The sequence below is a fragment of the Herbaspirillum sp. DW155 genome (assembly GCF_037076565.1).
Taxonomy (GTDB): Bacteria; Pseudomonadota; Gammaproteobacteria; order Burkholderiales; family Burkholderiaceae_D; genus Herbaspirillum.
In genome coordinates, this window is the sequence record NZ_AP029028.1 from 1,473,347 (window position 1) to 1,498,483 (window position 25,137).

The following is a 25,137-nucleotide window of genomic DNA, read 5'->3' on the forward strand; positions in this document are numbered from 1 at the left end:
CCTGCTTGCCGCGGTGAAAATACACGGATCAGCCTGCAAAAGGATCAGAAGGCTGTTGCGAGCGCTGCTTGCAATGGCCTTTTGTCCATTTGCGCATGGCCTGTCCACAACAAGAGCAACCGACCCAATGAGGGAACGCATGTCAGCAAGCTCCTCCCAGGCCCGCCGCCTGTTGGCCAACCTGGCCCTGATTTCCGCCGTCAGCTTCTCGCTGTCCGCGTGCGACTACATCAGCAGCTTCTCCAAGCCCAAGCAGACCCCGGAAGAGGCCAAGGCCGAAGGCATCGCCCTGGGCGCCGGCTGCCGCCAGGCCGGCCAGAGCCTGGAAGACTGCTACCAGCGCAATCCCGATGCCCTGAAGGCGGGCATTTTCGCCGGCTGGAAGGATATGCACGAATACATGGCCGCCAAGGGCATCCAGACCGTGACGCCGCCTGCGCCGGCCGCCGACGCGCCCAAGGATGACGCCAAGGCCAAGGATGGCAAGGACAAGGACAGCGACCGCAGCAGCCGTGCCCGTGACCGCGACCGCGATTCCACTCGCGACAACGCCCGTTCGCGCGACCGCGAGAGTTCGTCCTCCACGCGCGACAGCAGCACCAGCGACCGCCGTGCCAGCCGCGAAGAGAAGACCCCGCCCAAGTATTGAGCCGGGACGCAAGGCGCAAGCTTTGCGCTCCCCTCCCCCCAGCGCGCTCGCAGGCAAGCCCGCAAACGAAAGCGGGATGGACCCCAATGAGGTCCATCCCGCTTTTTCATTCATGCTCCAGCCGGTGTGTCAGTCGAATACCTGCTGCCACAGCCGGATCACGCAAGCCCGTTCATGTTCCACCCGGATCGCATCGATATGGGCACGTTCCGAGCCCTGCAGGCGGATCTGGTGCTGCAGCTTGCGGAAGATGCGGTAGGCATTGGCCGCTTCGGCCGCCAGCAGCGCGTCAATCAGCCCGAGCTGGCCAGCCAGCTTGAGCAGGGCGATGTTGCCGATGTCGCCGGTCAGTTGCGGATGGTCGCAGGCGTGGCGCAGCACCAGGTATTGCACCATGAACTCGATGTCGATCATGCCGCCTTCATCGTGCTTGAGGTCGAACATCTGGCTGCGGTTGGGGTGAGCGTCGCGCATGCGGCGGCGCATGGACATGACCTCTTCTTCCAGCTTGTTCACATCGCGCGGCTGGCGCAGCACCCGTTCGCGCAGCGCCTCGAAGCGCTCGCCGATGGCGGTGTCGCCGGCGCAGAAGCGGGCACGGGTGAGCGCCTGGTGTTCCCAGATCCAGGCGGCATTCAACTGGTATTTTTCAAACGACGAGACCGGCGAGACCAGCAAGCCGCTGGCGCCATCCGGGCGCAGGGCGACGTCGATGTCGAACAGGGTGCCGGCCGGGGTATGGCTGGTCATCCAGGTGATGAAGCGCTGCGCCAGCTTGGCGTAGAGGGCGGGGGCTTCCTGGTCGTCGTCATCGTAGAGGAAGACCACATCCAGGTCCGAGGCATAGCCCAGTTCCTTGCCGCCCAGCTTGCCGTAGGCGATCACGGCAAAGCGTGGCACCTCGCGGTGGCGCTGGGCGATGGTCTGCCAGACCGCCTCGACGGTGACCTGCACCAGCACGTCAGCCAGGGCCGAGAGTTCGTCGGCCAGCTTTTCCACCGACAGGTCGCCCTCCAGATCCTGGGCCAGCAGGCGGAACAGTTCGGCATGGTGCAGTTCGCGCAGGATGTCGAGCTGGCGTTCGGTATCGCCTTCGGCCGTGGCCAGCTGGCGGCGGCAGGTGTCGGCAAAGGCGTTCCAGTCGGAGGCGACCTTGAGGTTGCGGTCGTCCAGCAGTTCGTCCAGCAGCAGCGGATGGCGCGTGAGGTAGGTGGCGGCCCAGCCGCTGGCCCCGATCATGCGCACCAGGCGCTGCAGGGCATAGGGATATTCGGTGAGCAGGGCCAGATAGGCCGCGCGCCGGGCGATCGCTTCGAGGAAGTCGAGCAGCCGGCCCAGCGCCGGCAACTGGTCGTAATGCAGTGCCGCCAGTAGCGGCAGGCCGTTGTTGATGACGGTATTGAGGCGGTTGCGGCTGGCCTCGGGCAGGCTTTGCATGCGCGGCGACTGCCAGGTCAGGTGCAGGCGGCGTGCGCCATCCTCGATGTCTTCCTCGGGGAAACCGACCAGGCGCAGGGCATCGGCCAGGCCTTCGAGGCTGTCGTTGTCGCTGACCATCACCGTGGGGCCATCGCCGTCGCCCTCGGACTGCTTGTCGGCAAAGATGGCGTCGAATTGCGTGGCCACGATGGCGCGCTGGCGTTCCAGTTCATGCAGCAGGGCGGCGCTGTCGGCATAGCCCATCATGTTGGCCACCAGCATCAGGTCGTCGGGATTGACGGGCAGGGTGTGGGTCTGCGCGTCTTCCAGATATTGCAGGCGGTGCTCCAGGTCGCGCAGGAAGGTATAGGCCTCCAGCAACTGGTCCACCACTTCGGCTGCCAGCAGGTCCTTGGCGGCCAGGGTGCGCAGGGTGGTGCGGGTGGAACGGTCGCGCAGGTCGGGATCGCGGCCGCCGCGAATGAGCTGGAATACCTGGCTGGTGAATTCGATCTCGCGGATGCCGCCGCGTCCCAGCTTGACGTTGTTGCTGCGGTCCGGGTGCAGGGCTTCCTGGCGCTTGACCTCGGCGCGAATCTGGCCGTGCATCGAGCGCAGCGCATCGATGGAGCCGAAGTCCAGATAGCGGCGGAAGATGAAGGGCCGGCTGATCGCTTCCAGCGTGGCGATGTCCTCGGCCGTGCCGGTCAGGGCGCGTGCCTTGGTCCAGGCATAGCGCTCCCATTCACGGCCCTGGCGCACCAGGTATTCCTCGACCATGTTGAAGCTGGCCACCAGCGGGCCGGAGTTGCCATTGGGGCGCAGCGCCATGTCGACCCGGAAGGTGAAGCCGTCTTCGGTGATCTCGGCCAGCGCGCCGATGAGCTTCTTGCCCAGGCGCACGAAGAATTCATGGTTGGACAAGGACTTCTGGCCGGCCTCGGCCCGGGTATCGCCATCTTCCGGGTAGACGAAGATGAGGTCGATGTCGGAAGAAACGTTCAGTTCGCCCCCGCCCAGCTTGCCCATGCCCAGCACGATCATTTCTTGCGGGCGTGCGGATTCTTCTCCGATCGGCATGCCATACAGGGCGACCTGCTCCTGCATCAGGGCAGCCAGATGGGTTTGCACGGCGAAGTCGGCAAAACGGGTCATGGTGGCGACCACTTCGTCCAGGTCGGCACGGCCATCCAGGTCGCGCGTGATGAGGCTGCAGATGATGAGGTTGCGCAGGCGCCGCATCGCCGCCGGCAAGGGCAGACCGGCCTCCAGGCTGCGCGCCAGGTAATGTTGCATGGCGGCGCGGTCCATCGGCTGCGCAGCGGCTTCGGCCACCAGTGCCGGACGGGCCGGATCGGCCTGGGTCCAGCGGGTGTAATAGCGGGAGGTGGCGGCGCCGACCAGGGAAGGATGATGAACAGGCATAAGAAACCGCAATGCTCCACGACAATGTAAAAGGAAGAAAACCACGGCTGCCCCTGCTTCAGGGCGGCCCGGGCGATGCCGACAAACGAGGCAAGGCTGCCATCCACCGCAATGGCAGCTGACGTTGAACTGACGATCTGCCTGAAGAGAAGCGAATCCGAGGATTCTAGCCTCCCTTTTTAAACTTATCGCCGGTTTTGCCCCTCATAGCCCCTTTGCCAAGATGGCATGGGCTGGTTTTCCATGCGATCATGTTACCTGCCCGATTCCATTTTTCCGCCGAGCCGCCTTGCAACCTGATGTCCCAAGAACAACATAACGCCGCACCCAAGCCTGGCCGTTGGGCGCTGTGCTGGCGACTTGCACGGGGCAGCTATCGGCGCCTGAACCGGGCCACCCACCACGTACTGGGCTTTACGCTGAAGCTGCTGCTGGCAGCTTATTTCGTCTTTTGCGCGCTGTTCCTGGTGCTGCGCTATGCGGTGCTGCCCGAAATCGGCCACTACAAGCCGCGTATCGAAGCCCTGGTGTCGCACCAGATCGGGCGCGCCGTCAGCATCGAGGCCATCGATGCGTCCTGGAGCGGCCTGCGTCCGCAGCTCTCCCTGACCAATCTCACCGTCCACGACCAGCAAGGCGAGCCGGCCCTGAGCCTGCCGCGCGTCTCTGCCACCTTGTCCTGGAGCAGCGTGCTGGTGGCCGGCTTGCAGATGCAAAACCTCAGCATCGAAGGCGCCGATCTGGCGATCCGGCGCGATGCCGCCGGCAAGTTCTTCGTGGCCGGCATTCCGGTGCCGTCCGGCGGCGATGGCAGCAGCCTGGACTGGCTGCTGTCGCAGCGCGAGATCGTGATCCGTCATAGCAAGCTGCGCTGGGATGACGAATTGCGCCGTGCGCCTGAACTGGTGCTGGAAGACGTCAACCTGGTGCTGTACAACCGCTGGCTGCACCATCGTGTGTCGCTGCGTGCGATCCCGCCGCAGGACATGGCCGCACCCCTGGATGTACGGGCCGACTTCAGTCATCCGGCCTTCTCGCGCAGTTCCGACATCACCCGCTGGAAAGGCGTGCTCTACACCGACCTGCGCAATACCGACCTGTCGGTCTGGCGCGCCTGGTTCGACTACCCCATCGCCATCAACAGCGGCCGCGGCTCGGTGCGGGCCTGGCTGACACTGGACCATGCCAAGGTCGCCAATTTCACCGCCGATCTCAGCCTGACCGATTTCAATGCCCGCCTGTCGCGCCAGCTCGAGCCGCTTTCGCTCAAACGCGTCAATGGCCGCATCGCCGCCAGCGAAGCCCTGGGCGCCAATCCCGAGGATGGTGTGCCCACCTTTGGTACCAATGGTCATCAGGTGACCCTGACGGATTTCTCCATCGAGACCCCGGACGGATTCGTGCTGCCGCCGACCTCGGTGGCCGAGAGCTATGAACCGGCCACGCCGCTGAAGGCTGAGCGCACCAGCGTCAAGGCCACCTACCTGAACCTGGAAACCTTGTCGCAACTGGCGGCCCGGCTGCCGCTGGCGCCCTCGCAGCGCAAGCTGCTGGAAGACCTGGCGCCGCGCGGGGAACTGCGTGACTTCACCGTGCAATGGCAGGGCACCTATCCGGAACTGAGTTCCTATCGGGTCAGCGGTCAGTTCACCGGTTTGGGACTGAAGGGCTTGCCGGCCCATGTGGAAGCGCGCAAGAACGGCGCCCAGTGGGCCGCCTTCCCGGGCTTTACCAACCTTTCCGGCGAGATCGATGCGACCGAGAAGGGCGGGGCGCTCAAGGTGGATGCCCGGCAACTGGCGGTGGAGTTGCCGGCCCATCTGTTGCGCGAGCCCAGCCTGCCCTTTGACAGCCTCAAGCTGCAGGCGCGCTGGCAATATATGAAGGACCAGACCCTGCAGGTGGACCTGGACCAGATGGAATTTGCCCAGCCCGGCGTGGCCGGCAGCCTGAGTGGCCGTCATCTCATGCCGCTGCAGGGCGGCTCGGCCGGCAGTCTGGACGTGCACGGCGAGCTGACCAGCTTCGATGTGAAGGCGATCCACCGCTATCTGCCGCAGCACTTGAGTGAACCGTTGCACCGCTGGCTCACCGAGGGCCTGTTGGCAGGCAATCTCAAGGACGTGCATTTCAAGCTCAAGGGCGCGTTGGCCGATTTCCCCTTCCATACGACCAGGCCGGGCGAGCCGCCCAAGGGACAATTCCAGTTCGCCGGTGACTTCGAGGGCCTCAAGCTGAACTACACGCCAGGCCACGTTGGCCGCGACGGCAAGGAACCCGAGTGGCCCTTGCTGGAAGAGGGTCGTGGACGCATCAGCATGGACCGCACCCGGCTGGAGATCAGGGCCGACAGCGCCCGTACGCTGGGCGCCCGGCTGGGTCCGGTGACGGCGCGGGTGGCCGATGTCGATTCCCATGATGCCGTGCTGGAAATCGATGGTGCGGCCAGCGGTCCCATGCCGGTGTTCCTGCAATACGTGAACCAGAGCCCGGTGGCGCGCTGGACCGGCAACATCATGGAACACAGCACGGCCACCGGTGAAGCGCGCCTGGACCTGAAGTTCCAGATGCCCTTGCATCACGCCATCGATACCCGCGCGCAGGGCGCCTTCCACTTCGCCAACAATGACGTGGACCTGCTGCCGGAGCTGCCGCCGCTCTATCGCACCAGTGGCAAGGTCGAATTCAACGAGCGCGGATTTACGCTCGACGGCGTGCGCGGCCAGTTCCTGGGCGACACCCTGGCCATCAGCGGCGGCACTCAGAAGGACGGCAGCAGCCAGGTGCGCCTGGACGGCGCCATCAACATCGAGAACCTGCGCAAGCAATATCCGGATCCGTCGCTGCAGCGCCTGCTGGCGCGCTTCTCCGGCGGCACCCGCTACACCGCCAATGTGCTGGTACGCCAGCGCCAGCCCGAGATCAGCGTCGAATCCAGCCTGGCCGGCCTGGGCGTGGACCTGCCTGTGCCGCTGCGCAAGGGCGTGCAGGACAGCCTGCCGATGCGCTTCGACGTGCTGCCGGTGGCCTCGTCGGACCCGCTGATCGAACGCGAGGAAATGCGCCTGTCGCTGGGCGCCAATGTGGCTTCGCGCTACCTGCGCGAGCGGGTGGCGGCCAAGGGCAACGAGTGGCGGGTCATCAGCGGCGGCATCGGCTGGAACCAGCCGGCGCCGACCCCGGCCAACGGTCTCAAGCTGGCCCTGGCCACCGATAGCCTGGATGCGGATGCCTGGCTGGCACTGAAGAAGGAGCTGGCCGGCAAGAACACCGGCACCGACACCGGCGCAGCGCCTGCCGGCAACCGGCTGGGCAGCAGTGACGTGACCCAGTACCTGGAGCCGGACAGCGTATCGGCCCGCGTGGGCGAGCTGACCCTGATGGGCAAGACGCTCAACAAGCTGATCCTGGAAGCGAGTCATCGCCGCAATGCCTGGCAGATCAACCTGGAGTCGCAGCAAGCGGCCGGTACTGTGACCTGGGACGAACCCGGCAGCGGGCGGGGCGCAGGCAAGGTGACGGCGCGCCTGTCCTCGCTGGTCATCCCCAAGACCAGTCCGGGGGCGGACAATGCCCAGCCGGCCGGCGCCGACAAGGGGGAGGACGACGTGCAGATGCCGGCCCTGGACATCCGCGCCGAGGACTTCGAACTGGGTGGCAAGAAGCTGGGCCGACTGGAACTGGATGCCAACAACATGCTCACCTCGGTGGGCCGGGAATGGCGCATCAGCCGCCTGCTGCTGGCCAATCCCGATGCGCAGTTCCGGGCTGCCGGCAACTGGCTGGCCTTTGGCCGCAATCACACCTCCAACTTCACCTACGCCCTCGATATCGAGGATGCCGGCAAGCTGCTGGAGCGCTTCGGCTATCCGGGGACCATCCGGGGCGGGCGCGGCAAGCTCGATGGCGATCTCAGCTGGAAGGCGCCGCCCTATGCCATGGACATGGCCAGCCTGGCCGGGCAGGTGCACATGGACGTGCATTCGGGACAGTTCCTGAAGGTCGATCCGGGGGCGGCCAAGCTGCTGGGCGTGCTCAATCTGCAGGCGCTGCCGCGGCGGCTGACGCTGGACTTCCGCGACGTGTTCTCGGAAGGCTTTGCCTTCGACACCGTGGCCGGCACGGCCAGCATCGCCAAGGGCATCGCCAGTACCGACAATCTCAAGATGACCGGGGTGACGGCCTCGGTGCTCATGAGCGGTTCGGCCGACATTGCGCGCGAGACGCAGGATCTGCATGTGGTGGTGATCCCCGAGATCAACCTGGGGACGGCCTCGGTGGTGGCCATGGCGGTCAATCCGGTGGTGGGGGTGAGCACCTTGCTGGCACAGCTGTTCCTGCGCAATCCGGTGATGAAGTCGCTCAGCTTCGAATACAAGGTGACCGGCCCCTGGAGCGATCCTATCGTGGTCAAGCAGGGCCAGGTCTCGCCGGTGGATGCCGAGCGCGCCAAGGAAGTGCTGCAAAAGGGCAAGGGCGACAATGGCGGCAAGGGTGACAACAAGCCGGGCGATGAGCTGGCTCCGCCCCCGGCCGCAGCCCCGATGCAGCGGCGCCGCGTGCCCGAACCGGGACCGGCCGTCAATTCGGGCGCCTGATGGTGTTCTGCGCGTCCTGCGCGCCTGGCCCGGATGGGCCATACTGGCGGCATTGTTTCCTTCTTCCCGACCCTTGCCAGAGGCAGATATGAGCGATTCATTCAAGGTGGCGGCGATCCAGATGGTCTCCACCCCCGAACTGCAGGAGAACTTCGATGCGGCCGCGCGCCTGGTCGCGCAGGCGGCCCGGCAGGGCGCGCAACTGGCCCTACTGCCCGAATACTGGCCCATCCTCGGCCGCCACGAGCGCGACAAGCTGGCCCATGCCGAAGCCGATGGCAGCGGCCCGATTCAGGAACACATGAGCGCCCTGGCGCGCGAGCACCGGCTTTGGCTGGTGGGGGGCACACTGCCGCTACAGTCGGCGGTTTCCGGCAAGGTGCTCAATACTTCACTGGTCTATGGACCGGATGGCCAGCGGGTGGCGCGTTACGACAAGATTCACTTGTTCAATTTCGTGCGAGGTGAAGAAAATTACGACGAAGCCCGCACCATCGAATACGGCAGCGAGGTTCGCAGCTTCGAGGCGCCGTTCGGACGGGTCGGGCTGTCGGTGTGCTACGACCTGCGCTTCCCGGAGCTTTACCGCGCCCTGGGCGAGTGCGCCCTGATCGTCATGCCCGCCGCCTTCACCTATACCACCGGCCGCGCCCACTGGGAGCTGCTGCTGCGCGCCCGCGCCGTCGAAAACCAGTGCTACGTGCTGGCCTCGGCCCAGGGCGGACAGCACGTCAATGGCCGCCGTACCTGGGGCCACAGCATGCTGGTCGATCCCTGGGGCGAGATCGTCTCGGTGCTGCCCGAGGGAGAAGGGCTTGTGATCGGCGACATTGATCCCCATCGTCTACAATACGTTCGAGAAAGTTTGCCGGCGCTACGCCATCGCAAGCTTTGACCTTTTTGCCTTCCGACAAGACGCTATGAAATTATTTGAACCCAACATGGGCGCCCTGCAAGTGGCGCGCGACGTGCTGCTGACTCCCTTCGGCCTGGACGAATCCAAGCTGCTCAAGGCTCTGGGCAGCATGTTCACGCACAAGGTGGATTACGCCGACCTTTACTTCCAGTTCACCAAGAGCGAAGGCTGGAGCCTGGAAGAGGGCATCGTCAAGACCGGCAGCTTCTCCATCGACCAGGGCGTGGGCGTGCGCGCCGTGTCGGGCGACAAGACGGCATTCTCCTATTCGGACGAGATTTCCGAATCGGCCCTGCTGGACGCCGCTGCCGCTACCCGCACCATCGCCCGCCAGGGCAGTGGCAAGATCAAGGTGGCCGGCGCCATGACCCCGGCCGGCGGTCGTGCGCTGTACCTGCCGCATGATCCGCTGACTTCGCTGGATGCCACGGCCAAGGTGCAGCTGCTGGAACGCATCGAACGCATCGCCCGCGCCAAGGACCCGCGCGTCAAGCAGGTCATGGCCAGCCTTTCCGGTGAATATGACGTGGTGCTGGTGGCACGCGCCGATGGCGTGCTGGCGGCTGACATCCGTCCGCTGGTGCGGGTGTCGGTGACCGTGATCGCCGAACAGAACGGCCGTCGCGAGATGGGCAGCAGCGGTGGCGGTGGACGTTATGACTACGGTTATTTCTCCGAGACCCTGCTGGAAAAGTATGCCTCCGAAGCGGTCGCCACCGCGCTGGTCAACCTGGATTCGCGCCCGGCCCCGGCTGGCCCCATGACCGTGGTGCTCGGCCCCGGCTGGCCCGGCATCCTGCTGCACGAAGCCATCGGCCACGGCCTGGAAGGCGACTTCAACCGCAAGGGCTCGTCCACCTTCTCGGGCCGCATCGGCGAGCGCGTCGCCGCCAAGGGCGTGACGGTGGTCGATGACGGCACCATCGCTGACCGCCGCGGTTCGCTCAACATCGATGATGAAGGCAACCCGACCCAGTGCACCACGCTGATCGAAGACGGCATCTTGAAGGGCTACATCCAGGACACCATGAATGCCCGCCTGATGAAGATGGACGTCACCGGCAACGCCCGCCGCGAATCCTTCGCCCACCTGCCCATGCCGCGCATGACCAATACCTACATGCTGGGCGGTGACAAGGACCCGGGCGAGATCCTGGCCTCGGTCAAGAATGGCCTGTATGCCGTCAACTTCGGCGGTGGCCAGGTGGATATCACCAATGGCAAGTTCGTCTTCTCGGCCAGCGAGGCCTACATGATCGAGGATGGCAAGATCACCTATCCGGTCAAGGGCGCGACCTTGATCGGCAACGGTCCGGATGTGCTCAACCGCGTCTCCATGATCGGCAATGACATGCGCCTGGATTCCGGTGTCGGCGTGTGCGGCAAGGAAGGCCAGAGCGTGCCGGTGGGGGTGGGGCAACCGACCTTGCGCCTGGATGGGGTGACGGTGGGCGGTACTGCCTGATCGTTCATCTCTGTATCGTTTCTTGTGAAAACCGCCGGTCTCATTGACCGGCGGTTTTTTCATTTAGGGGGCGGGAATATGACGTCCGGAGGCGGGGTGAAACAACGCGGTCAGATCAAATATTCACTTTTTTTGCAGGAATGCTACAGGTGGAAGGGGGATGCAGGGCGGGCAAGGCTTGCGTGGGGGTAGATTTTTTATTGTGTTTCGGCGTTATTGTTCTGCAATTTTAGAAATAATTATTCATCAAACTGTTCTTTGATGAATAAAATTTGCATTTGCAGCGCAGCATGTCGATTTCGTCTTGTTGCTTGCCAAAGCCCCTGATTTGTAGCACTATGAATGCCTGCTTCACTTAACCCATGACGCCAGATATGTCTTTCGCCCGCGCTTACTTTTATTTTTACTTTAGCTATTCCAGCCCCACGGCGGTGAAAAGCGGTAAGCGTTCGTAAAAAGACAAAACCGATTTCCTAAAAAACCGCCAGTGATGGCGGTTTTTTTTTTGGTCAAGTTCCCAGCTGAATAATTGCAGCACTCCAGGAGAAAAAAATGCCGCGCACTGACGATCTTCGCATCCGAGAAATGAAAGAACTGGTCCCCCCCTCGCATCTCATCCGCGAATTCGCCTGCACCGAAAAGGTCGAGCGCACCACCGCCGAAGCCCGCACCGCGCTGCATCGCATCCTGCACGGCCAGGATGACCGCCTGATGGTCGTCATCGGCCCTTGCTCCATCCACGATACCAAGGCCGCTATGGAATATGCACGCCGCCTGGTGGTGGAGCGCGAGCGCCACAAGAACGAACTGGAAATCGTCATGCGCGTCTACTTCGAGAAGCCGCGCACCACGGTCGGCTGGAAGGGCTTGATCAACGACCCCTATATGGACAACAGCTTCCGCATCAACGACGGCCTGCGCGCGGCCCGTGAGCTGCTGTTGAACATCAACGAGCTGGGCCTGCCGGCCGGTACCGAATTCCTGGACGTGATCAGCCCGCAATACATCGCCGACCTGATCAGCTGGGGCGCCATCGGCGCCCGCACCACCGAGTCGCAGGTGCACCGCGAGCTGGCCTCTGGCCTGTCCTGCCCGGTGGGCTTCAAGAACGGCACCGACGGCAACGTCAAGATCGCCGTGGACGCCATCAAGGCCGCTTCGCAGCCGCACCATTTCCTGTCGGTGACCAAGGGCGGCCACTCGGCCATCGTCTCCACCGCAGGCAACGAGGATTGCCACATCATCCTGCGCGGCGGCAAGCAGCCCAACTATGATGCCGCCAGCGTGGAAGCCGCCTGCCAGGACATCGCCAAGAGCGGCCTGGCCGCGCGCCTGATGATCGACGCGTCGCATGCCAACAGTTCCAAGAAACCGGAAAACCAGATCCCGGTCTGCGCCGACATCGGCCGCCAGGTTGCCGGTGGCGACACCCGCATCGTCGGCGTGATGGTGGAGTCGCACCTGGTCGCTGGCCGCCAGGACCTGGTGCCGGGCAAGGAACTGACCTATGGCCAGTCCATCACCGATGGTTGCATCAACTGGGAAGAAAGCCTGCAAGTGCTGCAGGGTCTGGCCGATTCGGTCAAGCAGCGGCGTCTGGTGGGCGATGAGCGCGATGCCGCCTGAAGTTCAGTAGATCACGAACGACCATGAAAAACGCCGGCGATTGCCGGCGTTTTTTGTGGGCTCCGTAGCAGGGATCAGGCTATCAGTCGCGGAAGTTGTTGAACTCCAGCGGAATATCCTTGATCTCCTTGCGCAGCAGCGCAATGGCCGCCTGCAGGTCGTCGCGCTTGGCGCCGGTCACGCGCACGGCGTCGCCCTGGATGCTGGCTTGTACCTTCATCTTGCTGTCCTTGATGACACGCACGATCTTCTTGGCATCATCGCTTTCGATGCCATTCTTCACCTTGATGACCTGCTTCACCTTGTCGCCGCCGATCTTCTCGATCTTGCCTTCGTCCAGGAAACGCACATCGACGTTGCGCTTGGTCATCTTGTTGGTCAGCACGTCGCGCACCTGGCTCAACTGGAAATCGGAGTCGGCATAGGCGGTCAGCTCGCGCTCTTTTTGCTCGACGCGGGCGTCAGTGCCCTTGAAGTCGAAGCGGGTGGAGATTTCCTTGTTGGCCTGGTCCACGGCGTTCTTGACTTCCACCAGATTGGCTTCGCAGACGGTATCGAATGAGGGCATGGCTTGTTCCTTATGTTCTTGCAGCCGGCGAAGGCCGGCGTCCAAGCCGTGATTCTAACGGAGTGGCGTGCCCGCCGCCATCGCCGCTGCACTGACAGCGGACCGGCCGCGCGCGGGCGCTATAATCCCAGCCCTATGAGCACTTCTTCACTTCCCGTCCAGTACGACGTTTCCCTGCGCACCCTCAATACCTTCGGTATCGAGGCGCTGGCCCATGCCTACCTGCCCGTCGAGGGCATCGACTCCCTCCACGCGCTGCGTCAGGATGCCACGCTGATGGCCCTGCCGCGCCTGGTGCTGGGCGGCGGCAGCAACCTGCTCTTGACGCAAGACTTCAGCGGACTGGTGCTGCATATGCAGAACCGGGGAATAGACATCACCGGCGAGGACGATAACTTCATCTACGTGCGCGCCGCCGCCGGGGAGAACTGGCACGCCTTCGTCCAGTGGACGCTGCAACAGGGCCTGGGCGGACTGGAGAATCTTTCACTCATCCCCGGCAGCGTCGGTGCCGCGCCGATTCAGAACATCGGCGCCTACGGCATCGAGATCAAGGACCGTTTCCACAGTCTGCGTGCCTTCGACCTGATCAGCGGCGAACTGCTGACGCTGGACCGCGAGGCCTGCCGGTTCGGCTACCGCGACAGCATCTTCAAGCAGGACTTGCGCGACCGCGCCGTGGTGCTGGACGTCAGCTTCGCCCTGCCCAGGCGCTGGCAAGCCAGTGTCAACTACGCCGATGTGGCCCAGGCCCTGCAGGAGCGCGGCATTAACCAGCCGACGCCCGCTGAAATCGCCGAGGCCGTCATCGCCATCCGCACCCGCAAGCTGCCCGATCCCGCGAAGATCGGCAACGCCGGCAGCTTCTTCAAGAACCCCATCGTGCCGGCCCGCCTGCGCGATACCTTGCTGGCGCAATACAACAACCTGGTCAGCTATCGTGTGGATGACGATCACTACAAGCTCGCCGCCGGCTGGCTGATCGACCGCTGCGGCTGGAAGGGCAAGAGCATGGGGCGTGCAGGCGTATATGAACAACAGGCCCTGGTGCTGGTCAACCGGGGCGGTGCCACGGGGGCGGAAGTCGCCAGGCTGGCCAGGGCGATCCAGGAGGATGTGAAGGAAAAATTCGGCGTGCAGCTGGAGCCGGAACCGGTCTTCATCTAGCCAAGCTCCCGTATGAAGAGGTAAAAAAGCCGTCCAGTATCGCTACCGGACGGCTTTTTCGTTGAGGCGCTGGCGCTGGTCAGATCAGCCGAAGTGGCAGACGTAATCCAGGGTCTCGGTCACTTCGATGTCGAAGCTGGAATTGCCCGGCACGCTGAAGGTGGTGCCTGCAGCATAGGTGTTCCAGGCTTCTTCGCCCTTCAAGCGCACGCGGCAGCTGCCGCCGTTGATTTCCATGATCTCCGGCGCGCCGGTGCTGAAGTTCAGCGTCGAGGGCAGGATCACGCCCAGGGTCTTCTTGCTGCCATCGGCCAGCAGCACGGTGTGCGAGACACACTTGCCGTCGAAGTAGACGTTGCCCTTTTTCAGGACGGTAACGTTGTCGAATTGGGTGCTCATCGAATCGCTTCCATTAAACAGTGAACAGTGAATAGGAATCCAGCGGAGATTACTTCTCGTCCTTGCCCAAGAGCGGCAGCGACACCGCAGTGCTGGTGTCCAGCAGGCCGGTGTTCTGGTAGATGGACAGCTTCTGGCGGGTATCGGCGATGTCCAGGTTGCGCATGGTCAGCTGGCCGATACGGTCGATGGCCGAGAAGCTGCCTTCGCCCTTTTCCATGGTCAGGCGTTCCGGGTGGTAGGTCAGGTTGGGCGACTCGGTGTTGAGGATCGAGTAGTCATTGCCGCGACGCAGTTCCACGGTCACTTCGCCGGTGATGGCACGCGCCACCCAGCGCTGGGCGGTTTCGCGCAGCATGATGGCCTGCGAATCGAACCAGCGGCCCTGGTACAGCAGGCGGCCCAGCTTGCGGCCGTTGTCGCGGTACTGTTCGATGGTGTCTTCGTTGTGGATACCGGTAACCAGGCGCTCGTAGGCGATGAACAGCAGGGCCAGGCCCGGGGCTTCGTAGATGCCGCGGCTCTTGGCTTCGATGATGCGGTTCTCGATCTGGTCGCTCATGCCCAGGCCGTGGCGGCCACCGATGCGGTTGGCTTCCAGGATCAGCTCGGTCATGCTGGCGAAGGTCTTGCCGTTGATGGCGACCGGACGGCCTTCTTCGAAACGCACGGTGACGGTCTCGGCCTTCACTTCCACGTCATCGCGCCAGAACGCCACGCCCATGATGGGCTGCACGATCTTGATGCCGCTGTTGAGGTATTCCAGATCCTTGGCTTCGTGGGTTGCGCCCAGCATGTTGGAGTCGGTCGAGTAGGCCTTTTCCACCGACATCTTGTAGTCGAAGCCGGACTTGATCATGAACTCGGACATTTCCTTGCGGCCGCCCAGTTCGTTGATGAAGGTGCTGTCCAGCCAGGGCTTGTAGATCTTCAGGTTGGGGTTCACCAGCAGGCCGTAGCGATAGAAGCGCTCGATGTCGTTGCCCTTGTAGGTGCTGCCGTCGCCCCAGATGTCCACGTTGTCTTCACGCATGGCAGCCACCAGCATGGTACCGGTCACGGCGCGGCCCAGCGGGGTGGTGTTGAAGTAGGTGATGCCGGCGGTGGAGATGTGGAAGGCGCCGCTTTGCAGGGCGGCGATGCCTTCGTTGGCCAGCTGTTCGCGGCAGTCGATCAGGCGCGCCAGTTCGGCACCGTATTGCATGGCCTTCTTGGGGATGGCGTCATAGTCCGGCTCATCCGGCTGGCCCAGGTTGGCGGTGTAGGCGTAGGGAATGGCGCCCTTCTGGCGCATCCAGGTCAGCGCGGCGCTGGTATCGAGGCCGCCGGAGAAGGCGATGCCGACTTTTTGATTGACCGGGACGGATTGCAGGATGTTGGACATGATCTTGACGTTGCGATGAAGTGAAGTGTTGAGCGTGATTCTTGCAGTAGAGCAGGGCGGCGGCGTGGCTTAATCGAAGCGGCCGTGCACCAGGTATTCGAGCAGGGCCTTCTGCACGTGCAGGCGGTTTTCCGCCTCGTCCCAGACCACCGATTGCGGGCCGTCGATCACTTCGGCGGCCACTTCCTCGCCGCGATGGGCGGGCAGGCAGTGCATGAAGAGTGCATCCTTCTTGGCACGCGCCATCTTGGCCTGGTCCACGATCCAGCCATCGAAGGCTTTCAGACGGGCATTGTTCTCGGCCTCGTAGCCCATGCTGGTCCACACGTCGGTGGTGACCAGATCGGCATCCTGGCAGGCATCGGCCGGATCGGCGAAGAAGGTGTAGTTCTTGTTGCCCGGCGAGACCTGTGCCGGGTCGATGTCGTAACCCTTGGGGGTGGAGACGTTGACATGGAAGCCGAACACCTCGGCTGCCTGCAGCCACGAATAGAGCATGTTATTGGCGTCACCGACCCAGGCCACGATCTTGCCCCGGATGCTGCCGCGATGCTCGATGTAGGTGAACACATCGGCCAGCACCTGGCAGGGATGCTGCTCGTTGGTCAGGCCGTTGATGACCGGCACGCGCGAATGCTTGGCAAAGCGCTCGATGATCTCCTGACCGTAGGTGCGGATCATGATGACATCGCACATGCGCGACATCACCTGCGCCGCATCCTCTACCGGTTCGCCACGGCCAAGCTGGCTGTCGCGGGTGTTGAGGTAGATCGCCGCACCGCCCATCTGGTGCATGCCGGCCTCGAAGGAGAGGCGGGTACGGGTCGAGTTCTTTTCGAACACCATCACCAGGGTACGATCGGCCAGCGTGTGATGGGGCTCGTAATTCTTGAACTTACGTTTGATCACACGGGAACGTTCGATCACGTACTCGTATTCATCAAGCGTAAAGTCGGAAAACTGAAGGTAGTGTTTGATTGCCATAAATAAAAACGGCGGCCAGTGTGGCGCCTGCCGCCGATAGTCGTTAACTCCTTAGATTATAAGGGATTCGGCTTAAAAAGATACCCGCAGTACTTGCTCAAAAGAAACCCCTCGACAGGCGTGGCTTTGGGCCAAATAGGAAGAACTGCGCGAGTGACCAAGTGTTCGTTTCGAATTCATTCGAATCACGTGAAGAAATATTTCGAAACTCGGCTCGATCTTTATCGAGAAACGCTGACTGATTTGGGCAGGTCAGCCAATGTCACGATATAAATGAGAATTATTGTCATTTGCGCGACTAGAATCGGCGCCTTTCTGTTGCCTGAAAGGAATGCTCGTCATGTCGTATTCATCCTCATTTTCGCGCCAGCCGCACGGTTGGCGTACTCAAACCGTCGCTGCCTCTCCCAGGCTGCGCACACTGCCGGCGGCGCTGATCGCCGCCTTGTTCTCGCTGCCGGTGCCCGCGTCAGCCGCCGATGCTGCCGGCGAGCGCGAGGAAAATGAATCCGCGCGTCTGCCAGTGATCGAAGTGCGCAGCCAGCGCAGCACGCACGATCCCCGTCCCGGTCCGCTGGGCAGCGCCACCCGCACTGCCACCGATGTGCGCGAGGTGCCGCAGACGGTGCAGGCAGTCGATGCCGAACAGGTCAGGGCATATGGCGGACGTGGCCTGGCGGCGGCGCTCTCGGGGGTGCCGGGCATTTCCAATGTTTCCGATACGCGCTTCGATGCGTTCCGGATTCGCGGCTTCTCCAATGCCGGCGACACCTTGCTGGATGGCATGCGCGATGATGCCCAATACGTGCGCAGCCTGGGCAACATCGAGCGCATCGAGATCCTCAAGGGACCGGCCGCCGTGCTGTATGGACGCGGCAGTGGCGGCGGCGTGATCAACCGCATCAGCAAGCAACCCACGCGGGAAGTCTTCGGCCAGGCGTCGGCCACCTGGGGCAGCCGGGGTCAGCAGGGCGCGGCGCTGGACTGGAACCGGCCATTGGGCGAGCAATGGGCCCTGCGCATGAATGCCGGACGTGAACATGAACCGCACTTCCGAGAAGAGGTGCGGGGCACGCGCCAATATTTCGCGCCTGCGCTGAAGTGGGAATCGGGCCGCGACAGCTGGTTGCTGCAAGCCGATTACGATGAATTCGACCGCGTGCCCGATCGCGGCGTACCGGCGCGGGTGACGGCCCTCACGCGCAACGGGGCGGCCAGCGGCTATGCCTTGCCGGTGGCCTCGGATCGCACGTTCTTCGGCGCAGCCGGACGGGACTTCATCCGCGATACCAGCCTCAGCCTGCGCTCCACCTTCACGCGCACCATCGGGCCGGACTGGAGCATCCGTCAGATGGTCAGCGTGTTCGACCTCAACAGCGACTTCGACAATACCTTCGTCGGCCAGCCCTTCGTGAGCGCCGGGCGCGATCTGCGCCGCGTGCAGCGCAGCCGCTTCCAGCAGAACCTGCAGCAGCGCAACGTGCAGGCCAACCTGGAAGTGCTGGGCAAGCTCGCCACGGGCGGGATAGGGCACCAGCTGCTGGCCGGTGCCGAATACGGCTGGCAAAAGCGCGAGCCGCGCCTGTGGATGGGTTCGGCGCGCACGGTATCCCTGACTGATCCTGACCAGCACGACAATGCAGGCTCCCGTCCCGAGCCCTGGCAGATGAACTATCACAAGGTCAAGACCACCGGTTTGTATGCGCAAGACCAGATCGACCTGGGCGGGCGTGTAAAGGGCCTGGTGGGATTGCGCTGGGATCACTTCGAGGTGGACTCGCGCAACGGCCTGCTCAGGCTGCACAGCGAGCGCTCCATCAATGCGCTGAGTCCGCGCATCGGCGCGGTGTGGGAAGCGCTGCCGGATCATCACCTCTATGCGTCATGGAGCAAGAACTACGCGCCGGTCGGCGGCGATGTGATCGGTATCACGCCAGCGGCAAAGGGCAACGTCAACGACCTGGGTCCGCAATTCAGCCGTCAGCTGGAAGCCGGGGTCAAGAGCGACTGGTTCCAGCACCGGATCAGCACCACCCTGGCCTGGTTCGAACTGGAACTCTACAACCGCCTCGTGCGCGATCCGGTGCAGCAGGAGGTATTCAGCCAGACCGGGCTGGAGCGCAATCGCGGCATCGAGTTGAGCGTGGCAGGGGAACTGGCGCGCCACTGGTTCGTGCGCGGCGGCTGGACCCAGCAGAATTCCCGGGTCGTGCGGGCCGAGGCACAACTGGCGGGCAAGCGCCCCTCGGGTGTTTCGGCGCGTAACGGCAGCTTGTTCATCTCCTATGCGCAACCGCAAGGCTGGTTCGGCCAGACCGGCGTGGTCTATGAAGGCGCGCGCTTTGCCGATCGCGAAAACCTGCTCGAACTGCCCGGCTATGCCCGCTGGGACGCTTTGCTGGGCTATCGCCTGGCGCGCGCCGAATATACGCTGGCGGCCACCAACCTGGCCAACCGCCGCTACTATGTCAGCGCCACCGGTGTCTCGCAGATCGTGCCGGGTGCGCCGCGTGCGCTGGTGTTGACGGCGGCCTACAAATTCTGACCGGGCGCGGTGGCCGGCAGGAAACGGCCTTCCGGTTCAGTACAAGGTCTGCGAAGATTCATGCACCAGCTGCGCATACAGCTGGTGCCGCATGGCCGCGATCTGGCCGGCCTGCACCGCCTCCAGCACCGCGCAGCCCGGCTCGTTGAGATGGTGGCAGTTGTAGAAGCGGCATTTGCCCAGATACGGCGTGAAGTCGCGGAAGGCGCGTTCCAGCATGCCTTCGGAGAGCTGGTACAGGCCGAACTCCTGGAAGCCCGGCGAATCGATGATGCTGGCCTGCTGCTCCATCTGGTACAGCCGGGTGAAGGTGGTGGTGTGCTTGCCGGTATCGAGCGCGGCCGAGATTTCGCGGGTGGCGATGTCGGCGTCCGGCACGATCAGGTTGATGATGGACGACTTGCCCATGCCCGACTGGCCGATCAGGATGGTGCTCTTGCCGGCCAACAGCGGCATGAAAGCGGCGCGCGTTTCGTCCGGCTGGGCCTTGGCCGAGACTTCGTGGACCGGATACCCCAGGCGCGCATAGACCTGCAGGCGTTCGCGCGTCTTCGGCAGGGCTTCGGTGATGTCGGTCTTGTTCAGGATCAGGTGCGCCGCCACGCCGGCCGACTCGGCTGCCACCAGCGAGCGCGAGACCAGATCATCCGAAAAGCTCGGTTCGGTCGCCACCACGATGAAGAGTTGATCCACATTGGCCGCCAGCAGCTTGGACTTGTACTGGTCCGAGCGATAGAGCAGGGTGCGGCGCTCATCGATGGATTCGATCACGCCCTGGTCGGCCGAGGTGCGCGCCAGACGGATCTGGTCGCCCACGGCCACGTCGCTCTTCTTGCCACGGGTGACGCAATTGAGTTTTTGTTCAGCTGCCTGCACCAGATAGTGACGCCCGTGGGCGGCAATCACCAGGCCTGGTTCCAGCGCGGCCTTGCTGGCCGCCGGTCCTGCCGCCGCGCCGCGCGCGCCTTGCTTGCGGACTCCCATCAGGCCGGGGCGCGCTGGGCGAAAATGGCGTCGACCTTGGCCGCGCAGATGAAGTCATTGGCCGACAACCCGCCACGGCCTGCATTGACGCTGTGGGTGTCGAACTTCACGCTGCAGCGGTTGTAGGTGACGGTCAGTTCCGGGTGATGGTCTTCGGCGTGGATGATCCAGGCGATTGCGTTGACGAAGGCCAGGGTCTGGTAATAATCGGCGAAGGCAAACGTGCGTGCCAGCTTGCCGCCGTCGATCTTCCAGTCGGGCAGGGCGGCCAGGTGGCCGGCGATGGCGGCCTCATCCAAGGCTTCGATGGGCTGGATGCAGCGGGCAGCGGCGAGAGTGCTTGCGGTGATGCTCATGGGGTTCTCCTGAGAGGCGGGATAGTTCATGTATCCCGCCCTGAATGCGATGAAAAATATCAGTGAGTGCCGACCGCTGCGGGCGTAGCGGCCATCGCACCCTGCAGGTGCTGGATGCGCAGCGACGCCGGCGGGTGCGAATCGTAGAAGGCCGAGTGCAGCGGATCGGGCGTCAGGGTGGAGGCATTGTCTTCATACAGCTTGACCAGCGCCGAGACCAGATCCTGGGCACGGGTGTGCTGGGCAGCGAAGGCGTCGGCCTCGAACTCGTGCTTGCGCGAAGACAGCGAGGACAGCGGCGAGAACAGGAAGGTGAAGATCGGCAGCACCAGCATGAACAGGATCAGCGCCATCGCATCGTTGCTGCCCATGAGCAGCGGCTCCACGCCCAGCCCGGTATAGAACCACGTCTGGCCCTTCAGATAGCCCAGCAGCGCCAGGAAAGCCAGCGACAGACCGAACATCACCACCACCCGCTTGACGATGTGCTTGAGCTTGAAGTGGCCCAGCTCATGGGCCAGCACGGCTTCGATCTCATGCGGTGCCAGGCGCGCCAGCAGGGTATCGAAGAAGACGATGCGCTTGCCCGCGCCGAAGCCCGAGAAATAGGCATTGCCATGCGCGCTGCGCTTGGACCCATCCATCACGAACAAGCCCTTGGAAGCGAAGCCGACGCGCTGCATCAGACCCTCGATGCGGCTGCGCAGGCTGTCATCCTCCAGCGCGGTGAACTTGTTGAACAGCGGCGCGATGAAGCTGGGATAGATCACCAGCATCAGCAGCTGGAAGGCGCACAGCACGATCCAGGTATAGAACCACCAGAGTGCGCCGGCCTTTTCCATCAGCGTCAGCACCACCCACAGCAGCGGCAGGCCGATCACCGCACCCAGCAGGGTTTGCTTGATCATGTCGGTGAAGAACAGCGCGCGGCTCATCTTGTTGAAGCCGAAACCGGCTTCCAGCCTGAACTGGCGGTAATAGTCCAGAGGCAGATCGACCGCCCCCGAGATGATCCCGAAGCCCGCCACCAGCGCGATCTGGTAAAGCATGCCCGGGCCGCCGGTCCAGCCCAGCAGCACACTGGAGAGCCAGTGCAGTCCGCCCAGCAGGGTAAAGCCGATCAGGACCACGGCGTTGATCAGCAGCGTCACCAGACCGAACTTGGTGCGCGCCACGGTGTAATCGGCCGCCTTCTGGTGGGCCGACAGCGGGATCTTCTCGGCGAACTCGGCCGGTACGGCGGCGCGATGGGCGATCACGTGGCGGATGTGGCGCGAGGCCAGCCAGAAGCGTACTCCCAGGCTGATGGCCAGGAAGACGACGAACAAAACCGAAAACGAAAGTGAAGACATGCTTTCCCTGTGCGAAAATGGCGGACGGTCACGGCTCAAGTCCGCTGCCGCCCCCGGTGGGCGCCGCCGGCAGGACTGAAGGCCATGCCGCCCGGCCTCCACCGGGCGCGCGAACCCGGCAATGAACCCTGCAGTAGATGGGGCCATGCCCCATCCCATCAATAAGGAAGAATTATGTCACAAGCCCCCGCCGTCCCTGTCCGGCCCAATGAAATGAACCTGGTCTGGGTCGATATGGAAATGACCGGCCTGGATCCGGACAAGGATCGCATCATCGAAGTGGCCGTGGTGGTTACCGATGCTGAACTGAACGTGCTGGGCGAAGGCCCGGTGCTGGCCATCCACCAGTCCGACGAGCTGCTGGACGGCATGGACGCCTGGAACAAGGGCACCCACGGCCGTTCCGGCCTGATCGATCGCGTCAAGGCATCGACCGTCACCGAAGCCGATGCCGAACAGCAGATCATCGCCTTCCTGAAGCAGTACGTCCCGGCCGGCAAGTCGCCCATGTGCGGCAATTCCATCTGCCAGGACCGCCGCTTCATGGTGCGCGGCATGCCCAAGCTGGAAGAATTCTTCCACTATCGCAACCTGGATGTGTCGACCCTGAAGGAACTGTGCAAGCGCTGGAAGCCCGAAATCGCCACCGGTTTCAAGAAGCGCCAGATGCATACCGCCCTGGCCGACATCCTGGAATCGATCGAAGAACTGAACTACTACCGCGAGCACTTCATCAAGGAGTGATTCACGCCAGCAGGGCGGTTGGCAGCAAAATCGGCCCTATATGAACGAAAAAGGCGCGCCCGGCTTCTGGCGCGCCTTTTTCATGGGGCGTTTTACCTCATTCTTCCGAATCTGCGCCGCAGCATTTCTTGTATTTCTTGCCACTGCCGCAGGGGCAGGGATCGTTGCGGCCGGTCTTGGGCGCATCGCGCTGCACCTGTTCCACCGCCGACTTGCGCTTGGGCGCCCAGTAGCGGTGGATGTGCGGGATGGCCGCTTCGATCTCGATGGCCAGCTTGTGGGTCTTGACCGGATCGTCGATGAGCCTGGTTTCTTCCTCTTCCAGTTCTTCCGAGCCCAGCAGATAGATGGGGCGCATCAGCGGTGCCAGATTGGAGTGGAAGATTTCGTCCCACTGTGCCGCGCGCAGCTGGATGCCTTCCCAGAAACCCCAGGCCCAGGCTTCTGCATCCAGCAGGGGCTTGCCTTCGTGCTCGCGCTCGCAGAAGAGCGGTTCATATTCCTTGGGGGCGACTTCGAAGGTGATGGCGATTTCGTTCATGGTGCGCGCAATCAGGCTGGTGATGCGCTCGGCTTCCTTGCCGTTCTTGAACTTGGGGGTGTCTTCCGGACGGCTGCCCCAGACGCGCGGCAGCCATTCGGCCATCAGCACTTCCTGCGGGCCGATGGCCAGCGCCGTCAGGTAGCCGTGCAGGGTGTCCATGGTCATCACATCGTCGGCGCAGCGATCGGAGAGGAGAAAGTCGTCGAGTTCGTCGAATTCGGCGTCGGAAAGGGGCTGGTCGAGATGCATGATGATGGGTCCAATGACATTACTAAAGGCAGGAGTGTAAAGGCATTGCGCCGGGGGCGCGAGTGTTGCCGGCGGCAAGCCTGCAATCTGATGGGGCGCCGGGGCTGGCGGACAGTACAATAGACAGATGAATTCCCCCGCCCAATCTGCCGATCTTCCCGACGCCACTTCCTTCGCCACCCTCTCGCCCGACATGGTGCTCGACGCCCTCGACGCCGTGGGCCTGTATGGCGACGGCCGCCTGCTGGCCCTGAACAGCTACGAAAACCGCGTCTACCAGGTCGGCATGGAAGACGGCCCGCCGCTGGTGGCCAAGTTCTATCGCCCCTTGCGCTGGAGTGATGAACAGATCCTCGAAGAACACGCTTTTTCGCAGGAATTGGCCGACGAAGAGGTGCCGGTAGTACCGGCCATGTGTCTGGAGAACGGCGCCACGCTGCATCGCCATGCCGGTTTTCGCTTCGCCGTGTTCCGCCGCCACGGCGGCCGCGCCCCCGAGCTGGACGATGCCGACACGCTGGAACGCCTGGGCCGCTTCATCGGCCGTATCCATGCGGTCGGCATGCGCAGCCCGTTCAGCGCGCGTCCGGCGCTGGACATCGCCAGCTTTGGTGAAGAACCACGTGACTGGCTGCTGGCCCATGATTTCATTCCGATGGACGTGGCCACGGCCTGGCGCACTACGGTCGAGCAGGCACTCGAAGGCGTGCGGCGCTGTTACGAGCGGGCAGGGGAGGTGCGCACGCTGCGCCTGCATGGTGATTGCCACGTCGGCAACGTCTTGTGGACCGACGCCGGCCCGCACTTCGTCGATTTCGATGACAGTCGCAGCGGCCCGGCGGTGCAGGATCTGTGGATGCTGCTGTCGGGCGAACGCCGCGAAATGGTCGGGCAGCTGGCCGACCTGTTGGCCGGATATGAAAGTTTCTGCGAATTCGAGCCGCGCGAGCTGTACCTGATCGAAGCCCTGCGCACCCTGCGCCTGATCCATTATTGCGCCTGGCTGGCGCGGCGCTGGGATGACCCGGCGTTCCCGGTGGCCTTTCCCTGGTTCAATACCCAACGTTACTGGCAAGACCGCATCCTCGAGCTGCGCGAACAGATCGCGCTGATGGATGAGCCGCCGCTATGGCCGGTCTGATTCCGGCGATATGAAAGAAAATACCGCAACATGACGCAAACACCTGTCCGCTGTGGCTGGGTCAACCTGGCCAATCCCCGTTACGTGCACTATCACGACCATGAATGGGGTGTGCCTTGCCACGATGAAACCCGCCTGTTCGAGATGCTGAACCTCGAAGGCGCTCAGGCCGGTCTGTCGTGGGAGACCGTGCTCAACAAGCGCGACAGTTACCGCGAGGCCTTCGACGGCTGGGATGCCGAGAAGATCGCCCGCTACGACGAACGCAAGGTGGCACAGCTGCTGGCCAATCCCGGCATCGTGCGCAATCGCCTGAAGGTGGCGGCCACCATCGGCAATGCGCGCGCCTATCTCATGCTGCGCGAGCAGGTGGGCGGGCTCGATGCCTACCTGTGGGGCCAGGTCGATGGCCAGCCCATCGTCAACCGCTGGACTTCGTTGGCGGATTGTCCGGCCAAGACGCCCTTGTCGGACGCCATTTCCAAGGACCTGGCCAGGCGCGGGTTCAAGTTCGTCGGTTCCACCATCATCTATGCCTATCTGCAGGGCGTGGGCGTGATCAACGACCACATAGCCGATTGTCATTGCCACGGCCGTTGAGGCGCGAGGGGCTCTGTACCAA

The 25,137-nt window shown here is 63.4% G+C and carries 19 protein-coding genes; 10 read left to right on the top strand and 9 right to left on the bottom strand.

Translation table 11 applies throughout. The annotated features are described in order from the left end of the window. Nucleotides 1–139: 139 nt before the first annotated feature. A complete protein-coding gene (locus AACH55_RS06640) occupies nucleotides 140–649 on the top strand; it encodes a hypothetical protein (protein WP_338718635.1) in 510 nt (169 codons plus the stop codon). 129 nt (nucleotides 650–778) lie between these two features. Here the strand turns inward: AACH55_RS06640 and glnE are convergent, their stop codons facing one another. Continuing rightward, on the bottom strand, nucleotides 779–3,493 hold the full coding sequence (glnE, locus tag AACH55_RS06645; RefSeq protein WP_338718636.1) for a bifunctional [glutamate--ammonia ligase]-adenylyl-L-tyrosine phosphorylase/[glutamate--ammonia-ligase] adenylyltransferase: 2,715 nt from the start codon (nucleotides 3,491–3,493) through the stop codon (nucleotides 779–781). Nucleotides 3,494–3,792: 299 nt separating this feature from the next. Here glnE and AACH55_RS06650 point away from each other — a divergent pair, with 299 nt between their 5' ends. From AACH55_RS06650 to aroG, 4 genes are all read left to right on the top strand, one after another. Next, nucleotides 3,793–8,091, top strand: coding sequence for a YhdP family protein (locus tag AACH55_RS06650; RefSeq protein ID WP_338718638.1), 4,299 nt, complete (start codon nucleotides 3,793–3,795; stop codon nucleotides 8,089–8,091). Nucleotides 8,092–8,179: 88 nt separating this feature from the next. Beyond that, nucleotides 8,180–8,986, top strand: coding sequence for a carbon-nitrogen hydrolase family protein (locus AACH55_RS06655; RefSeq protein WP_338718640.1), 807 nt, complete (start codon nucleotides 8,180–8,182; stop codon nucleotides 8,984–8,986). A 25-nt stretch (nucleotides 8,987–9,011) separates the two neighbouring features. Continuing rightward, entirely contained in the window at nucleotides 9,012–10,472 is a 1,461-nt protein-coding gene (tldD, locus tag AACH55_RS06660) for a metalloprotease TldD (protein WP_338718641.1), read from the top strand. A gap of 552 nt (nucleotides 10,473–11,024) precedes the next feature. Then, nucleotides 11,025–12,098, top strand: coding sequence for a 3-deoxy-7-phosphoheptulonate synthase AroG (aroG, locus tag AACH55_RS06665; RefSeq protein ID WP_338718642.1), 1,074 nt, complete (start codon nucleotides 11,025–11,027; stop codon nucleotides 12,096–12,098). 82 nt (nucleotides 12,099–12,180) lie between these two features. Here the strand turns inward: aroG and AACH55_RS06670 are convergent, their stop codons facing one another. Further along, nucleotides 12,181–12,666 carry a YajQ family cyclic di-GMP-binding protein gene (locus AACH55_RS06670; protein WP_338718644.1) on the bottom strand — a complete coding sequence of 162 codons (486 nt, stop codon included), beginning with the start codon at nucleotides 12,664–12,666 and terminating at the stop codon, nucleotides 12,181–12,183. Between the two features lie 135 nt (nucleotides 12,667–12,801). On the opposite strand from AACH55_RS06670, the gene murB reads away from it, so the two are divergent. Beyond that, nucleotides 12,802–13,833 carry a UDP-N-acetylmuramate dehydrogenase gene (gene murB / locus AACH55_RS06675; RefSeq protein ID WP_338718645.1) on the top strand — a complete coding sequence of 344 codons (1,032 nt, stop codon included), beginning with the start codon at nucleotides 12,802–12,804 and terminating at the stop codon, nucleotides 13,831–13,833. An 84-nt stretch (nucleotides 13,834–13,917) separates the two neighbouring features. Here the strand turns inward: murB and AACH55_RS06680 are convergent, their stop codons facing one another. From AACH55_RS06680 to argF, 3 genes are all read right to left on the bottom strand, one after another. Then, nucleotides 13,918–14,232 carry a pyrimidine/purine nucleoside phosphorylase gene (locus AACH55_RS06680; protein WP_145606412.1) on the bottom strand — a complete coding sequence of 105 codons (315 nt, stop codon included), beginning with the start codon at nucleotides 14,230–14,232 and terminating at the stop codon, nucleotides 13,918–13,920. Between the two features lie 49 nt (nucleotides 14,233–14,281). Next, nucleotides 14,282–15,616 carry an argininosuccinate synthase gene (gene argG / locus AACH55_RS06685; protein WP_338718646.1) on the bottom strand — a complete coding sequence of 445 codons (1,335 nt, stop codon included), beginning with the start codon at nucleotides 15,614–15,616 and terminating at the stop codon, nucleotides 14,282–14,284. Nucleotides 15,617–15,685: 69 nt separating this feature from the next. Then, nucleotides 15,686–16,600 (bottom strand): ornithine carbamoyltransferase, encoded by a 915-nt coding sequence (argF, locus tag AACH55_RS06690; protein ID WP_338718647.1) that lies wholly within the window; start codon nucleotides 16,598–16,600, stop codon nucleotides 15,686–15,688. Nucleotides 16,601–16,940: 340 nt separating this feature from the next. On the opposite strand from argF, the gene AACH55_RS06695 reads away from it, so the two are divergent. After that, the gene (locus AACH55_RS06695) at nucleotides 16,941–19,145 is read left to right on the top strand and encodes a TonB-dependent siderophore receptor (RefSeq protein ID WP_338718648.1); all 2,205 of its coding nucleotides are present in this window, start codon (nucleotides 16,941–16,943) and stop codon (nucleotides 19,143–19,145) included. 36 nt (nucleotides 19,146–19,181) lie between these two features. Here AACH55_RS06695 and rsgA read toward each other — a convergent pair whose 3' ends face one another. The 3 genes from rsgA to AACH55_RS06710 are packed head-to-tail and all read right to left on the bottom strand — an operon-like array spanning nucleotide 19,182 to nucleotide 21,837. After that, complete coding sequence (gene rsgA, locus AACH55_RS06700; protein ID WP_338718649.1) at nucleotides 19,182–20,129, bottom strand: ribosome small subunit-dependent GTPase A; 948 nt, start codon at nucleotides 20,127–20,129, stop codon at nucleotides 19,182–19,184. Further along, nucleotides 20,129–20,485 carry a 4a-hydroxytetrahydrobiopterin dehydratase gene (locus AACH55_RS06705; protein WP_338718650.1) on the bottom strand — a complete coding sequence of 119 codons (357 nt, stop codon included), beginning with the start codon at nucleotides 20,483–20,485 and terminating at the stop codon, nucleotides 20,129–20,131. The genes rsgA and AACH55_RS06705 overlap by 1 nt, the downstream gene beginning before the upstream one ends. A gap of 59 nt (nucleotides 20,486–20,544) precedes the next feature. Next, complete coding sequence (locus AACH55_RS06710; protein ID WP_338718651.1) at nucleotides 20,545–21,837, bottom strand: M48 family metallopeptidase; 1,293 nt, start codon at nucleotides 21,835–21,837, stop codon at nucleotides 20,545–20,547. A gap of 174 nt (nucleotides 21,838–22,011) precedes the next feature. Between AACH55_RS06710 and orn the strand changes: the two genes are divergently transcribed. Beyond that, nucleotides 22,012–22,581, top strand: coding sequence for an oligoribonuclease (gene orn, locus AACH55_RS06715; protein WP_338718652.1), 570 nt, complete (start codon nucleotides 22,012–22,014; stop codon nucleotides 22,579–22,581). Between the two features lie 97 nt (nucleotides 22,582–22,678). Here the strand turns inward: orn and AACH55_RS06720 are convergent, their stop codons facing one another. Further along, nucleotides 22,679–23,374, bottom strand: a complete 696-nt coding sequence (locus tag AACH55_RS06720; RefSeq protein WP_338718653.1) for a UPF0149 family protein — start codon at nucleotides 23,372–23,374, stop codon at nucleotides 22,679–22,681. A 127-nt stretch (nucleotides 23,375–23,501) separates the two neighbouring features. Here AACH55_RS06720 and AACH55_RS06725 point away from each other — a divergent pair, with 127 nt between their 5' ends. Together AACH55_RS06725 and AACH55_RS06730 are read left to right on the top strand one after the other, a co-directional pair. Further along, nucleotides 23,502–24,515: a serine/threonine protein kinase gene (locus AACH55_RS06725; RefSeq protein ID WP_338718654.1), complete on the top strand. Its 1,014-nt coding sequence runs from the start codon at nucleotides 23,502–23,504 to the stop codon at nucleotides 24,513–24,515. Between the two features lie 30 nt (nucleotides 24,516–24,545). Further along, a complete protein-coding gene (locus tag AACH55_RS06730) occupies nucleotides 24,546–25,115 on the top strand; it encodes a DNA-3-methyladenine glycosylase I (RefSeq protein ID WP_338718655.1) in 570 nt (189 codons plus the stop codon). Nucleotides 25,116–25,137: the final 22 nt, after the last annotated feature.